This window comes from Neoalteromonas arenosi, assembly GCF_030362855.1.
In the GTDB taxonomy this organism is placed as follows: Bacteria; Pseudomonadota; Gammaproteobacteria; order Enterobacterales; family Alteromonadaceae; genus Alteromonas_E; species Alteromonas_E arenosi.
Genome location: NZ_JAUCBP010000001.1, coordinates 69,613 through 84,941, shown reverse-complemented (window position 1 = coordinate 84,941; position 15,329 = coordinate 69,613). Strand labels below are relative to the sequence as shown.

Annotated in this window: 13 protein-coding genes (1 of these 13 running past the window's edge); 7 read left to right on the top strand and 6 right to left on the bottom strand. The window is 45.6% G+C overall.

Going from position 1 to position 15,329, the window contains the following annotated elements:
• The first annotated feature begins 3 nt into the window (after window positions 1-3).
• The 3 genes from hflX to hflC all read left to right on the top strand — a co-directional run bounded on the left by hflX (window position 4) and on the right by hflC (window position 3,418).
• The gene (gene hflX, locus QTP81_RS00380; protein ID WP_289362955.1) at window positions 4-1,293 is read left to right on the top strand and encodes a ribosome rescue GTPase HflX; all 1,290 of its coding nucleotides are present in this window, start codon (window positions 4-6) and stop codon (window positions 1,291-1,293) included.
• Window positions 1,294-1,376: 83 nt separating this feature from the next.
• On the top strand, window positions 1,377-2,528 hold the full coding sequence (gene hflK, locus QTP81_RS00375; protein WP_289362954.1) for an FtsH protease activity modulator HflK: 1,152 nt from the start codon (window positions 1,377-1,379) through the stop codon (window positions 2,526-2,528).
• A gap of 2 nt (window positions 2,529-2,530) precedes the next feature.
• Window positions 2,531-3,418, top strand: a complete 888-nt coding sequence (gene hflC / locus QTP81_RS00370; protein WP_289362953.1) for a protease modulator HflC — start codon at window positions 2,531-2,533, stop codon at window positions 3,416-3,418.
• Window positions 3,419-3,473: 55 nt separating this feature from the next.
• Here the strand turns inward: hflC and QTP81_RS00365 are convergent, their stop codons facing one another.
• The 4 genes from QTP81_RS00365 to QTP81_RS00350 are packed head-to-tail and all read right to left on the bottom strand — an operon-like array spanning window position 3,474 to window position 8,436.
• A complete protein-coding gene (locus tag QTP81_RS00365) occupies window positions 3,474-5,609 on the bottom strand; it encodes a putative bifunctional diguanylate cyclase/phosphodiesterase (protein ID WP_289362952.1) in 2,136 nt (711 codons plus the stop codon).
• A 3-nt stretch (window positions 5,610-5,612) separates the two neighbouring features.
• Window positions 5,613-6,104 carry a Rab family GTPase gene (locus QTP81_RS00360; protein ID WP_289362951.1) on the bottom strand — a complete coding sequence of 164 codons (492 nt, stop codon included), beginning with the start codon at window positions 6,102-6,104 and terminating at the stop codon, window positions 5,613-5,615.
• The gene (locus QTP81_RS00355) at window positions 6,104-7,891 is read right to left on the bottom strand and encodes an OmpA family protein (RefSeq protein ID WP_289362950.1); all 1,788 of its coding nucleotides are present in this window, start codon (window positions 7,889-7,891) and stop codon (window positions 6,104-6,106) included. The genes QTP81_RS00360 and QTP81_RS00355 overlap by 1 nt, the downstream gene beginning before the upstream one ends.
• Before the next feature lie 5 nt (window positions 7,892-7,896).
• A complete protein-coding gene (locus QTP81_RS00350) occupies window positions 7,897-8,436 on the bottom strand; it encodes a hypothetical protein (protein WP_289362948.1) in 540 nt (179 codons plus the stop codon).
• A 264-nt stretch (window positions 8,437-8,700) separates the two neighbouring features.
• On the opposite strand from QTP81_RS00350, the gene QTP81_RS00345 reads away from it, so the two are divergent.
• The 3 genes from QTP81_RS00345 to QTP81_RS00335 all read left to right on the top strand — a co-directional run bounded on the left by QTP81_RS00345 (window position 8,701) and on the right by QTP81_RS00335 (window position 11,961).
• Window positions 8,701-10,296 carry an AbgT family transporter gene (locus QTP81_RS00345; RefSeq protein WP_289362946.1) on the top strand — a complete coding sequence of 532 codons (1,596 nt, stop codon included), beginning with the start codon at window positions 8,701-8,703 and terminating at the stop codon, window positions 10,294-10,296.
• 100 nt (window positions 10,297-10,396) lie between these two features.
• On the top strand, window positions 10,397-11,476 hold the full coding sequence (gene hemH, locus QTP81_RS00340; RefSeq protein WP_289362944.1) for a ferrochelatase: 1,080 nt from the start codon (window positions 10,397-10,399) through the stop codon (window positions 11,474-11,476).
• Window positions 11,477-11,478: 2 nt separating this feature from the next.
• Window positions 11,479-11,961 carry a DUF4112 domain-containing protein gene (locus QTP81_RS00335; protein WP_289362943.1) on the top strand — a complete coding sequence of 161 codons (483 nt, stop codon included), beginning with the start codon at window positions 11,479-11,481 and terminating at the stop codon, window positions 11,959-11,961.
• A 125-nt stretch (window positions 11,962-12,086) separates the two neighbouring features.
• On the opposite strand, the gene QTP81_RS00330 is transcribed toward QTP81_RS00335, so the two are convergent.
• The gene (locus QTP81_RS00330; protein WP_289362942.1) at window positions 12,087-12,635 is read right to left on the bottom strand and encodes a hypothetical protein; all 549 of its coding nucleotides are present in this window, start codon (window positions 12,633-12,635) and stop codon (window positions 12,087-12,089) included.
• Window positions 12,636-13,057: 422 nt separating this feature from the next.
• On the opposite strand from QTP81_RS00330, the gene QTP81_RS00325 reads away from it, so the two are divergent.
• Window positions 13,058-14,020, top strand: coding sequence for a GGDEF domain-containing protein (locus QTP81_RS00325; RefSeq protein ID WP_289362941.1), 963 nt, complete (start codon window positions 13,058-13,060; stop codon window positions 14,018-14,020).
• A gap of 479 nt (window positions 14,021-14,499) precedes the next feature.
• Here the strand turns inward: QTP81_RS00325 and QTP81_RS00320 are convergent, their stop codons facing one another.
• On the bottom strand, window positions 14,500-15,329 hold the final stretch of the coding sequence (locus tag QTP81_RS00320; protein WP_434532960.1) for a tetratricopeptide repeat protein. The gene runs 2,023 nt beyond the window's last position; only the last 830 of its 2,853 coding nucleotides appear in the window; the start codon falls outside the window, past its right edge; its stop codon occupies window positions 14,500-14,502.

The window sequence follows — 15,329 nt, the reverse complement described above, 5'->3', positions numbered from 1 at the left end:
ATTTTGTTTGATCGTTATGCATCAGGAGAGCAGGCAGTACTGGTGCATGTTGAATTCTCTGATGAAGCCAGTAAGGAAGCCCTTTCTGAGTTGGAGATGTTGGTTTCATCAGCAGGGGTTAACACCCTCGATGTAGTGACCACCTCACGCAACGCCCCCAGTGCAAAACTATTTATAGGTTCTGGTAAAGCAGACGAGATTGCCGATATCGTGCGAACCCTCAATGCTGACGTTGTGATATTCAATCATGCGCTATCACCCTCGCAAGAACGCAATCTGGAAAAAGTGTTTAAATGTCGAGTGATTGATCGCACTGGACTCATTTTGGATATTTTCGCCCAGCGCGCACGCACCCACGAAGGTAAGTTGCAGGTGGAATTGGCTCAGTTGAAGCACATATCCACGCGCTTGATCCGTGGCTGGACTCACCTTGAGCGTCAAAAAGGCGGTATTGGATTGCGCGGCCCGGGTGAAACGCAGTTGGAAACTGACCGCCGTTTGTTACGCGGCAGAATAAAGGCCATTTTGCGGCGCTTGGAAAAAGTGGCTAAGCAGCGTGAGCAAGGGCGTCGGTCGCGTAAGCGCGCAGAAATACCTACGGTTTCACTGGTCGGCTACACCAATGCCGGCAAATCGACACTATTTAATACCTTAACCGAAGCGTCGGTTTACGCGGCGGATCAATTGTTTGCAACCTTAGATCCGACGTTACGCAAACTCGAACTCAGTGACGTAGGACCAATTATCCTCGCTGATACAGTAGGGTTTATTCGCCACTTGCCGCATGATCTAGTGGCTGCGTTTAAAGCGACTTTGCAGGAAACGCAAGAAGCCGATTTACTTTTACACGTGGTTGACTATGCTGATGATAAGTATCAGGAAAATACTGATCAAGTACAGGCGGTGTTAGAGGAAATCGATGCTGATGAAGTGCCTCAGCTAATGGTTTGTAACAAAATAGATCGCATGGAAGGGATGCAGCCACGTATTGATCGTGATGAAATGGACAAGCCTATCCGCGTATGGATCTCAGCCCAGGAAAATTTGGGCATTGAATTATTGCAGCAAGCCCTCATTGAAAGACTATCACAGTCTATTGTTGAGCGACGCTTACGGATCCCACCCCAAGCAAGTCATCTACGCGGTGTATTGTTTGGGCTTAATTGCATAACTGCCGAAGAATATAACGAGCAGGGCGACTGGGTAGTAGACGTAAGAATGCCAAGTGCTGACTGGCAACGTCTGTTGAAACGTGAAAAAGGCGCGTTGGAAGACCTAATTTTGACAAATTAGACGACTATAATCGCAGTGAAATAAAACTGAATTGTTAGCAAAAACGTAGTTAATTTTAAATCAGTAGTTTACGGAGTGTATCTATGGCCTGGAATGAGCCGGGTGGTAACAACAACGACCCTTGGAAAAACAAGGGGGGGCGCGACCAAGGTCCACCCGACCTTGACGATGTGTTTAAGAATTTATTTGGTAAGTTTTCGAAGAGTACTGGTGGCTCTGGCGGATCAGGCAAGGGGGTCAGCAGTGCTGGTATCGGGCTAGTAGTCGGCCTGATTGTAGTGATCTGGGCCGTTAGCGGATTCTACACCATTCGTGAAGCTGAGCGTGGCGTAGTGTTGCGATTTGGTGAGTATTACACCCAGGTTGAGCCTGGATTGCGTTGGGCACCACGTTTTATAGATCGGGTAATTCCGGTAGACATCCAGTCTATTCGCGACCAATCGTCATCGGGTTCAATGCTAACCGAAGATGAAAACCTCGTCCGTGTACAGATGGAAATGCAGTTTCGAGTGATCGACCCTTACCGCTGGATATATGCGGTGGTGGAGCCCGAGGTGAGTTTGAGCCAAGCATTAGATAGCGCGATTCGTTACGTTGTGGGTCACTCTAAAATGGACGACGTATTAACTGATGGCCGTGAAGAGACGCGTCAACGTGTTTGGCAGGAGTTGCAGGACATTATTGAGCCTTACGATATGGGCGTGCAAATCATTGATATGAACTTCAAAGACGCACGTCCACCAGAAGAAGTAAAAGATGCGTTCGATGACGCAATCGCTGCACAAGAGGACGAACAACGCTTCATTCGTGAAGCCGAAGCGTATGCGCGCGAGTTAGAGCCGCGTGCTCGTGGTCGAGTCAATCGGATGAACGAAGAAGCGCAAGCCTATAAAGAGCGGGTTATCTTGCAAGCCGAAGGTGAAGTGGCTCGATTTGAGGAGCTACTACCTCAATACGAAGCTGCACCACAAGTCACCCGTCAGCGGATTTACCTAGAAACAATGGAAAGCGTGTTTAGTAATACCACCAAGGTGATGATCGATTCTGAAGGGGGTGGCAACATGATGTACTTGCCATTAGATAAGATTCTAGAACGTCAAGGCACGCAACAAACGCAAGATGAGTCACGCAATGCACTTGAAACCCTACGTAATGCTGCAACACCAGACACTCCGGTGACAACGACTAATCGTCAAAGTACCCGTGGTGACCGTTTTGGCCGAGGAGGCAATTAATCATGAAGAATTTTGGATTAATTATTATCGCAGTACTTATCTTCTTGGGATTTAACTCGCTATTTGTTGTTTCTGAAGGCAACAAAGCGATTGTGATTCAATTTGGTAAAGTTCAAAAAGACAGTCAAACAGGTGAAACTAAAGTGTTTGAACCTGGGTTGCACTTTAAGATCCCGTTTATCGATACAGTTCGCCCGCTAGATGCGCGTGTTCAAACACTTGATGATGCGCCAGATCGCTTCGTAACATCGGAGAAGAAAGACTTGATCGTCGACTCTTATGTGAAGTGGCGAATCGAAGATTTTGAGCGTTATTACTTATCTACTGGCGGCAATAAATTCCAAGCGGAAGCCCTGTTGAAGCAGAAGGTGAATAATGGCCTGCGTTCTGAATTCGGTGCGCGTACCATTGCTCAAATCGTATCGGGCGAGCGTTCAGCGTTAATGGACCAAGCCATGGAACAAGCGTCAAGCAGTTCTGATGAATTAGGTATCGAGATCGTCGATGTTCGGGTGAAGCAAATTAATTTACCAACAGAGGTCAGTGCTTCTATCTTCCAACGCATGCGCGCTGAGCGGGCGGGTGTTGCTCGTGAACACCGTTCAGAAGGTCAAGAGCAAGCGGAAGTTTTGCGCTCTAATATCGATGCAACGGTCGAAGTAATGTTAGCTACCGCAGAGCGAGAAGCGCGTCGTTTGCGCGGTGAGGGTGATGCTCTGGCTGCCAACATTTATGCTAGTGCATACAGCAAGAATCCTGAGTTTTATAGCTTTTTAAGAAGCATGGATGCTTATCGCGCCAGCTTTAATAGCAAACAAGACGTCTTGGTGGTTGAGCCAAATAGCGACTTCTTCCGCTATTTGAATTCTCAAGGCGGCGAGACGCAATAAGTTGTTGAGGTACAATAGAAAGCGCCTTTTGAGGCGCTTTTTTTACGCCTTAATTTTATTTCATGAAGGCTATGAAGGATTCCAATGGCATTGGCTTGGCGTAATAAAAGCCCTGAGCTGAGGCGCAACGGTGCTGCTTAAGAAACTCTTGTTGCTCCATCGTTTCAACCCCTTCAGCAATGACTTTCAACCTCAGTTGCGTCGCCATAGCGAGTATTGCTAAAACGATTGCCCGATCATCCTCATTGGTATCAATATCACTGATTAAAGAACGATCGATTTTGAGGTGATCAATGGGTAAATGTTTTAGATATGACAGCGAGCTGTAGCCAGTACCAAAATCGTCAATTGCAATGGTTACGCCCATCTCTCGCAGCGAGTTGAGCAGCTTCTGTGCTTTATTGTAGTTATCAACCAATACGCCTTCGGTTAATTCTAACTCTAACTTATGCGCATCAACACCGAGTCGCTCAGCAGTTGACTTAATAAATTCAAATAAATGACGGTCACTCACTTGGCGAGGGCTTACGTTCATAGCAAGCTTTATATTGATGTTGTGTTGCTTAAACACGGTGAGTAATTCACACACTTTGGTTATCACCCATTTACCGAGAGGGTAAATTAACCCGGTCTGCTCGGCGATCGGAATAAATACATCAGGACCGATACTGGAATCCTTAGTGGGGAACCAGCGCAGTAATGCTTCAGCTTTGACGATCCGACCTGAACTTAAATCGTATATAGGTTGCAAATAAACTTGCAGTTGCTCTTTGGCGATCGCCTCGCGGAGCTGAGATTCCAGCCGTAAACGCGCTTCAGATGCAGTCTTTAAATCGGAGGAGTAAAACTGGATTGGATCTTGTGAGAACAGCTTAGCTGCATGTAAAGCCAGATCAGCAGCCTTCATTATCGCCTCTGTCGTTGATGCATCAGCGGGGTAACTAGCAATACCAATGCGCAGAGGTAAGTTGCAGCGTTCATCTCGCTCGGTAAAGTGAGGAGAGCGGGAATCTTCTCGTAAGACTGCTGCGATATCGGTGACTCGGTCGAGGATATCTGAACCGGGCTCCAGTTCTATGTCGGGACTTGGTTTAATCACAATTGCGAATTCATCGGCGCCAATACGCGCCAAAAAGTCACTTCTTTGCAAGCGCTTCTTAATCCGTTTACTTACGGAAATAAGCATTGAGTCACCGGTAAGATGGCCATGTAGCTCATTGATATTTTTGAATTTATCGATATCTACATACATCACGAAGAAGTGTTCCTCTGCGCGAATTGATTGCTCTAACGTTTGCCAAAAATACTGACGATTGGGCAATCCTGTTAATGAATCATGTAACGCTAAATCTTCGTTGGTTTGTAACAGGTATTTAATTCGCGTGACGTCTGCTAATGTGATCACCCAATGCTTAAGGCCTAATCCCTCATCCATGACGGGGTGTATCTCACATTGGAGCCACTTGTGATAACGCGGTGGATAGTGCCAATAAAGGTCACCACTCCAGCTAGAGCGGTGAGCTTTCAGACGCTCTATTTCCGGAAACTGGTCGTCAAACATATCGGTGACAATTGCCAATGGTGTTGTATCAGCGCTTTGCGGGTCAAGCTCGAAGATACTCCATGATGCAGGGTTAAAGGTGATAGGTTTAAACTTCTGATCAGTGATGATAACGCCAATAGATGCATGCTCAATTGCTTGCTGAATGGGTAGGTTTAATTCTAACAAGCTTGCGTTTTGAGATAGAACCTTACTCAACCGGTCATTGAGATATTGGTGTTGCGCTTGGATTTTATCGTTACTAATTAGCAGTTCACGCGCGACTTGCAGGGTCTTCTGCTGTTCTTTGTACTCGTGCTGCATATTGTTGATAACAATAAACCGTTCGCCACCCGCGTAGGCCGCAATCGCTTCAAGGTGCAATTGTCGGTTAGCGGTGTTTTCAGTCCAGATCCCAGAGTGAATTTGGCCGGTATTGTGTTTTTGCCAAAAGTCTTCAGCGTCGAGTAAGAAGTCATTCAGAAAAGCGGAGTTCTCGGCAAGTTCAAACTTACTATTCCCGGTGGCTTCTGGTAGTAAGTCAAAGAACCATTCGTCTTTGGTAAAGATCACTTCGAAATGCTTGCGTCCCATGTAACGCAGGATTGCACAATCGATAATACCTAGGGCTTGGAACAATGACGAATTCATGGGTTATCCAAGACTAAGTCGCGCAATTTCAGTGAACATTTGCTCGACATTTTCACCGGTTTTCGCACTAGTATAAAAACAATTATCAAATTCACTCGCTCGCTGATTAACACTGTCAGCATCCCAATGCCAAGCCGAATCTAAATCGCACTTATTTATGATCATGATGGCAGGTACGGCAGTGTGGTCTCGCGCCATGTGAAGGATTTCCATCCCTTCAATCAGGGATTGTGACCTCGTTTGGTCCATGACAACGAAGAAGGCACTGGTACCGCGAAGATATCGCGGATTAAAACCACAATAGCGATCGATTCCCTCCAAATCCCAGATCAAAAGTTGGGTACTGGTTTGGTCAACGTCAACTTGTTTCTTGTCAATCTTAACGCCAATGGTCGTCAGGTATTTTTCAGAAAAGCTGCCTTCGACAAACTGCCGAATTAAGCTCGTTTTTCCGACCCCCGTAGCGCCAAGAATGCATACCTTTTTTTGAATCATTACTCTCCCTGTAACTCCGAAATGCGGCTAGTTTCAGCGTACATTAAGTTAAACATCACTCGACGAGTAGCAACTGCGTCATCTGACAGGTTGATTTCGCCTATGCCTGTTGCAAATAATTGACTGACATTGATACCTTGATTGATTAAAGCCGTTTTTACCGCGTTGGCACGCGCTAAACTCAGGCGCTGATTGGCTGACGAACTGCCCGTAGCATCACTTGCCCCTATAATAATTAGGTTAGCACTTAAATTTAACGATTGCGCAGTTTTCAAGGCGTCATCGAGTAGCTTTTTCAGTGCTACAACATTCTCAATCGCAATGTCGTCTAGTTGTGCAGCCCCGCTAGCAAATTCAATGTTAATTCTTGAAATTTCACCGACTAATTGTTCGAACAGTTGGCGTTGAATTGCCGGTTGATCGGCGGCTTGGATACTGACTTCACTTAACTTCAATGCCGTGCGATCAATGTGTATCGTGTGAATACCTGGAAGCGCTGCCAGTTCTGCATTAAATGCCTGCATTTTTCGCCAGCCTAGCTCACCGCTTAGGACTATCGGCTGTGCGCCGTGCATGGCGACTTCAGGAAAGCGCTGCTGCAAGTTTTTGAGCTTGCGAACCACAATCGTGGGCTCCACCGAAATAAACGCTTGCTGATTAAATCGGATATCAGCGTTAGCTAATCCATGCTCGCGCAACCAACGCTCTAGTGAGATGCTCGCTGAGTCGCGCAATATCGTGACGTCAAAATAGCCATCATCGGCTTGTATTAGTTCGGTGATCAATATGCCAGGCTCTGCGTTAAGCTCGGTTACTTTCTGTGCAATCGTATAATCCTCGTATTGCTGCCAAGCCCACCAGCCGATACCACAGAGGATGGCAACGAAGAATAGCCAGCCAAACCAGGGTATGCGTTTTTTCTTTTCATATTCAGGTTTTACTTCGGCGGTAAGTGAGTCACGTAATGTAGTGTCGGTAACTTCAAACGCCAGAGTATCGCCCTGAAATGCGAGTAAATCTTCGCGATACATCGCATGGATTTCATCCAGTGTAGCTTGCAAATTTACCCGCACAGAGTTTGGCACATTACCGGTCACCGCCGCGACCAGCAGCGCATGAGGACTATGACATATCAACAACGTAAAGTCGTCCGTCTTAACTTCACCTAATTGTTGTTCAGCATTTTGTGGATTAAATGAATCGGCTACGAAGTCATTGATGGCCGACAACATTGAAGAGATCAAATCTGCATCACTGTCATCTTCGACATCCGCTGACACGGATTTTAATAATAACCCGGTATCACGGTGAATAAGCAGCAATTGCTCTACTTTATAAATATAGGTTTGAGCGGCAACGAACTGAGAATAATTGACCCCTGCTTGCCACGCTTGAAAGCGCCATTTTAAACCTTTCGGTGACAAGGCATTCTCGATAATGTCATTGGTGCGTTCAATAAATTGCGAGAGAAAGGCACTCACAGCCTTGCGCACTAAGCTACCCACTAAAGGGTAGAGAATACTGGTGAACTGTTCGCTGTGATTAGCGACTGAACGCTCAACTGTTTTTTCTACCATCGGTGCAACGACGCGATTAATGGCTTCACCCGACTGTTGCTTATCGTGCAATGCTTGTATTAAAACATCGCCTACCAATTTGCGTGTGTGTGGTTGTATAGCTGCAATTAAATGCTCACCATCGCGACCATGAATAATGGCCCGCAATTGCGCCAGTTGATCAGAAGCTTGCGGCTCTGATTCTGGAAGATCGTTATCCGCAGCAGACATGACTGTTACGCGTTGTCCGCATCGGTCTCGAGATTAACCGCCATAGTTGCAAGAAGCTTCGCCAGCGTTTTGCGATCGGTTTTGGTCGAGGTTAACTCTTGAGTGACTTGCTCCAGTTTCGCCATTGCATCTGCGTACTTGTCGTTGAAGTTTTGTGTTAACTCGCGCACCTCCTTGTCCATGCGCGCATGTAACTGCTCTGCATCTTCTTTACTGGAGGTGTCGGACATCTCTAATTCAGAAGCTAAGCGGTCGACATATTGATTGAGCTCTTCGGATTTTTGCTGATGACTCTGGTCTACACCTTCTAGCTTTTGGGCCAATTGATTGGCGGTGTCATTCAGTGTCTTTTGCAGCATGGCGACATTGTCAGATTGACTTTGTTGGAGTTCGGTAAAGCCTTTTTGCATGCTTGCCTCAAGTGCATTGATACGCGCTTCAATGTCGCGCTTAGCCGCACCGAATACTATTTCGCGTAATTGGCCAAGTTCATTATCGGGCGCTGAGCTATCATTCTTCTTAGTTTTTTGCTTTGAATCAGCCATTACAGCCTCCTTGTCAGCAGAATTAGCCAAGTTTTAGGGTTTTCAAACCACCCAACATTTCTTGACACTAGATTGAAATATAAACTGTTTTTTTACGTTTGAACAATTTATAACCACTTCAAGGTTGGCGACTTTGTTATTCACTGCACATCTAACGCTAAATTAGGTAACATAGCCGTTAGAGCTTAAGCTTCTTAAAAAATAATTATTATAACGATGCCGGCAATTCAATCGCCTGAGCATCGCCATGACAGAGGGTTTCTTTTGGCTTCTTCAGATGTATCAAAGCCGCCACAGGCGGGAAATGGTAGTGGCTGGTTTAATCGTTTCCTCGCTACGGTAGAGTGGTTAGGTAACTTACTTCCGCACCCAATTACATTATTTGCAATGCTGGCCCTGTTTATCGTTTTGCTAAGCGGTTTACTTGGCTTTTTCGATTACGGCGTAGCAGATCCTCGTCCCTTGGGGGCTATTGGCCGTGACCCAGACGGTATGATCGAAGTTATCTCCCTACTTAACGCAGAGGGGCTGCAGCGCATTGTGACTGGGTTAGTGACAAACTTTACGGGCTTTGCGCCATTAGGTACGGTGCTTGTAGCTCTTCTCGGTGTTTCTGTGGCGGAGCATTCCGGCCTCCTATCAACGGCCATGCGCGCATTGGTAATGAATGCTTCAAAGCGGGCTGTAACGGTGACCGTTGTGTTCGCTGGCATTATTTCAAATACCGCTTCAGAGCTTGGCTATGTCGTTCTTATCCCACTGGCAGCAATGATATTTCACTCACTGGGACGTCACCCCTTGGCCGGACTCGCGGCTGCCTTTGCTGGTGTATCTGGTGGTTATAGTGCCAACTTATTGTTGGGTACAGTTGATCCGTTGCTCTCGGGGATCACCGAAGCCGCTTCGCACATGCTCGATCCTTCATACGTCGTAGGCCCCGAAGTCAATTGGTACTTTATGGTTGTTAGTACTTTCGCAGTGGCATTTATGGGCGCGTTTGTGACTGAAAAAATCGTCGAGCCGCGATTAGGTGCTTATGATCCCAGTGAAGCATCAATTGATTTGGGCGAGCAGAAAATGGAGGCGCCTACTGCACAGGAGCGCAAAGCGCTGGCATGGGCAGGTGTTTCTTTTGCCGTGATGTGTGCGATCTTGGCACTCACCATTGTGCCGGAAAATGGTATTTTGCGTCACCCCGAAACGGGCGCGGTTGCTGGCTCGCCATTCTTAAAAGGCATCGTGGCATTTATCTTTATCACTTTTGCGGTGCCGGGGTTTGTGTATGGCCGCGTTGCCGGGACCATGAAAAACGACAAAGATATTATCAACGCGATGTCGAAAAGTATGGGCTCTATGGGCCTTTACATCACACTAGTGTTTTTCGCAGCGCAGTTTGTGGCATTTTTCAAGTGGACTAACTTGGGCACGGTATTGGCGGTTAAAGGTGCAACGTTGTTACAGACTTTGGGGTTAGATGGTCCGGAGGTCTTTTTCTTATTTATCATTATGTGCGGTATTGTGAACTTATCGTTAGGCAGTGCATCAGCGCAGTGGGCAGTTACTGCCCCAATATTCGTACCGATGTTAATGCTAATTGGTTTTGCTCCCGAGGTGATTCAGGCGGCTTATCGAATTGGTGATTCTGTTACCAACGTAATCTCACCGATGATGAGTTACTTCGGTTTGATCCTAGCAATTGCGGCGCGATACAAAAAAGACCTGGGAATGGGGACACTGATAGCAACCATGCTACCGTATTCGATGGTCTTTATCGTCGGTTGGACATTATTATTCTATTTGTGGGTCTTTGTATTTGGCCTACCTGTAGGACCAGGTGCAGCGACTTATTACACACCGTAACACCTTTGTGGTTGCGAGTTAACGAAGAAAAAGTCTAAATTGGGGTTAATAGCGTATTGCTGTTAACCCTTTTTTTGAATCTAGTTATAGATAAACGTATATGAAGTATCAGAGCAATACCGGTTTTAGCCATTCGCAAGCCGATAAAATAGGTGTTTTAATTACTAACCTCGGAACACCACAAGCGCCTACGAAAAAAGCCTTGAAGGTGTATTTGCGCGAGTTTTTATCTGACCCTCGGGTAGTCGAAGTGCCCCGACTGCTGTGGTGGATGATCCTCAATGGCGTTATTTTGAATATTCGACCGAAGCGTTCGGCAGCCGCATACTCGACTGTATGGACAGAGCAGGGATCACCATTAATGGTTCACACCCAGAATCAAGCGGCTGGCATCGCTGAACGTTGCAAACAGGTATTTGGCGACGATGTCATCGTCGATTTTGCGATGCGTTATGGGCAACCAGCAATTAGCGACACCATAGAGAAGATGCAACAACAAGGTGTACGCAAGTTATTAGTTTTACCACTATATCCACAGTATTGTGCCTCAACAACGGGGAGTACCTTTGACGCAGTTAGTGCTTACTTTCAACGCTCTCGCTGGCTACCGGACTTTCGCTTTATTAGTCATTATCACGATGAGTCTGAATTTATTCATGTTCAAGCTGAAAAAATTAAAGTGCATTGGGAAGAGCACGGGCGCGCAGAAAAGTTGATTTTCTCGTATCACGGTATTCCAAAACGCTACTTACTCAATGGTGACCCTTATCATTGCGAATGCCATAAAACGTCACGCTTATTGGCTGAGAGTTTAGGCCTGAATAAAGACGAGTACATAACAACATTCCAATCGCGTTTTGGCCGCGAGGAGTGGTTAAAACCTTACACTGATGAAACGCTAAAATCCTTACCTGCACAAGGGGTGAAGTCGGTGCAAATCGTCTGCCCAGGTTTCTCTGCGGATTGCCTGGAAACCATTGAAGAGATTGGTGAAGAAAACCGCGAATACTTTATGGAATCTGGCGGTGAGCGATACGAATACATTGAAGCACTTAACAGTGACGATGCGCATTTAGATATGCTATTTACGCTGATTGCGCGCAATTTAGCCGATTGGTGCGTAGGTGATGATTATCAGCAGCGCGAAGCACTCGCCAAACAATTAGGCGCGGAGAAATAATTATGGCGCGAGAACCTGTTGTCTTTGAACAAAATGACCAAGCCGATGCCATGGCACCGGCCGAACTGCGTAAGGCGCAGGATATCGCCAATTTACTTGATACCGCCATTAAACTGCCCATTATCGGCATCCCAGTTGGTCTAGACTCTATTATTGGTCTGATCCCCGGAGTCGGAGACGCCAGCATGCTGCTGGCGTCTTTGCGAATTGTTTATCTTGGTAAAAAACTCGGAGCGCCAGAACACATCCAGAGTAAGATGTTGCGTAACGTAATGATCGATTTTGGTCTTGGTTTTATCCCGCTGGTGGGGGATGTTGTCGATATCTTCTATAAAGCTAATCGCAAGAATGTACAGCTATTGGAACGTTGGTGGATTGAAACTCACAAGTCAGACGTTGATCAAAACACGGCTAAGAAGTTTGCTGAGTGGGAAGCGCGCATGGCTGAACTTGAAAAGTCTGATACCAACAGCAACACGCCTTAACTAAATTATTCTGATGACTTAGGACCTATGATGGTCTAACGCCCCGCAATATTAACGCGCAAAATGGTAGATCTTTAAAGCATCTCTCATCTGATACTGCTGTTCTAAATTGACAATCAATTTGACTAACGGTCGTAGTCTTTAGCTAAAAAACCTTCGATACGCTTATTAACCTTGGTGGGGAATTCAAGTTCTGGCCGAATGGTCTTAATTGCTTTGTGAAGTTTGCCAAGATTAAGACCATAATTGACCGGTATTGAGTAAAAACGGCCATCTGATAATAAAACCCCTGTTTGCATAACACCGCTTCCTGCATGGCTAAGGCTTTGGCGGGATTCAAAACGCTCTATATCTTCAATAGCAATATTGAATGACCACTGTTCTGATTGCGGATATTCAACGATTAGCCGCTCTTTTGTCACTAAAGCTCGATAAGTTGCTGGATGTTTTCGGTGCCAGTAGGCAATGTAGAAAAATACCAAGCTAGCAACTGAAAAAACCCAGTAAGCGATAAGCCTGAATGACTCCGGTATTTCAACTGACCCAAATTTAACGTAAAGCGACAAGCCTAAATTATAGAGCAGGCACATGATTGCCATGTTGACAAATAAACGAGACCGCTGTTGTCTAGTTTTAACAAATTCATATATGACATCTTTGCTTAATTTAGCCATATGACCCGCACTTGATTAAGGTCCTTTAGTTCTTTACCAGACTATCGCAATTAAAATAGCTTGATACAAACTCGATTCATAACTCGTTGTCTTTGAGAGACAAGATAAGGTTGTTATGCCTGAATCAAGACTCAAAGCAATGAATGCTCAAAATGTACGTATAGCCAAAGTTGGCTAAAGACTCGATTTCCTTCCATATACTTGAAAAGCGGACTTTCGCCCGCTCTCTATTAAGCTCATTGTGACATTTTAATTTAAATAAAGTGACGATCATTGTGGTTACTTTGATGTCTTAGTAACAAGCGGCACTTTGGCTAGAAAACTTACTACAAACAGACTCACTAAGCATTACTTGGTAATTATTTGACAAGTCCTTCGCATCTTGCATACTGTGTTCTGTCAATACTGCTGTTGGAGTACCAATGCAAACTCCCTTAATCCCAGAAAATGAAGCCGAACGCCTTCACGCGCTTAGAACCCTAGAAATACTGGATACGACCCATGAAGAGCGATTTGACCGCGTAACACGCATGGCCAAACGAATGTTTGGTGTTGAGATATCCCTGGTCAGTCTGGTAGATAGTGATCGACAGTGGTTTAAATCGAAACAAGGCTTAGACGCTACCGAAACACCACGTGAGATATCGTTCTGTGGTCATGCAATCAATGAAAGTAGTCTATTTATAGTACCTAACGCAGTTGAAGATGAAAGGTTCCATGACAATCCTCTTGTGACTGATGCACCGGAAATACGTTTTTATGCTGGGTATCCTATTAAACTTCGACAGGGGATAAATATTGGTACTTTATGCCTAATTGACTCTAAGCCTCGAGAAATGGACGAGGAAGACCAACAATTACTCGCTGATTTGGGGGCAATGATTGAACAGGAAGTAAAATCAATCCAAATGGCAACGTTGGACGAACTGACCCTGATATCAAATCGACGTGGTTTTCTGACACTTGCCGACCATTCGATTAAGATGTGTAGACGCCAAAAAGTCGACATTACCTTCATCCTCTTTGATCTCAATAAGTTTAAGCCTATCAATGATGATTATGGACATCACGAAGGGGATTATGTTTTAAAAGCATTTGCTCAACTTATGCTCCAGACCTTTCGAGAGTCGGATATTGTTGCGCGGCTTGGTGGCGATGAATTTATTGTAATGTTAGCGGACGCATCCAATCAGCAAATTGAAGCAATACTGGCGAGGTTTGCTGACGCGGTTAATCAAGAAAATGATTCCAATGATAAACCTTACAAAATTACCTATAGTGCTGGTGCGGCAACTTTCACAGCTGATAATGAACGACCGATAGAAGACATGATTAAGCAAGCTGATGACGCCATGTATGCACAAAAAGGTACACGATCGCGCTAGTTTTTTCTCATACGGGGCCGCTGCATAAGCAGGCCCATTGTATTTTTGTGTCTGGTGCCTAACATGTTGTTGAAGGATTAAGCAATTACGTTGTTCAGGCCCGCAAGTACCAATGAATGGCAACTAAACGCCCACACCGTGCCGATTAATAATTCGTTACCGTCTATTTTTCGCGCCAAATTAACTAATGAACAGCTGCTGAAATAAAGCTGATAGCAATGGGACCAAAATTAATGCGATTACACCGCCTAATGTGTAAAGCAACCCCATGCTGCATAATTAAATAACTGAACAGGCACTTTCAATTCAGGTTACTCGATTGTTAACTTACTTTTGAAGAAGCCTCAGTGTCCGTTTTTTGTCTTGATTTCAACAGATAAATGCAGTTTGTAGGGCAATAAAGTACGTATTTCAGCCGTTCAGGTTTGATTGGTAGTCAACGGCAAAGAAGGGAAAAGCAGACAGTAAATTCATGCGTTTCAGTTGTAGTTAGCTAGTCGACTTCTGACTATTTCAATGAATCGGGCGTCGTCGGTTTGGAGTGTGTCATTACTCTGTATTAATAACAGTTGCTCAAGGCATTTTTGCCAGAAATTCTTAGCCTCTTCATATCTTTCTAAGCTATCCAGGGTATCTGCCAATTTCCCCAAACTTACTAACAAATCACGCTGAAACCCGGTATTTTGCGGGTCTTGTGCAATGAGTTGTTCTCTAATCGTCAGCGCCTGCTGATAAGCCTCAAGGGCGGCATCGGTATTACCTAACTGCCGCTGGGTATCGCCCATTCGCTCATAAGATATCGACAGGCCACGCTGAAAATCGGTGTTTTGCGGGTCTTGTGCCACCAGTTGCTCAAAAATCGCCTGAGACTGCTGATAGGCCTCTAGTGCTGCTTCGGTATTACCTAATTGCCACTGGATATCGCCCATTCGCTCATAATATACCGACAGGTCACGCTGATTACCGGCGTTTTGCGGGTCTTGTGCCACCAGTTGCTTACTAATCGTCAGTGCCTGCTGATAGGCCTCTAGCGCTGCTTCGGTATTACCTAACTGCCACTGGGTATCGCCCATTCGCTTATAAGATAGCGACAGGTCACGCTGATTACCGGCGTTTTGCGGGTCTTGTGCCACCAGTTGCTTACTAATCGTCAGTGCCTGCTGATAGGCCTCTAGCGCTGCTTCGGTATTACCTAACTGCCACTGGGTATCGCCCATTCGCTCATAATATACCGACAGGTCACGCTGATTACCGGCGTTTTGCGGGTCTTGTGCCACCAGTTGCTTACTAATCGTCAGTGCCTGCTGAT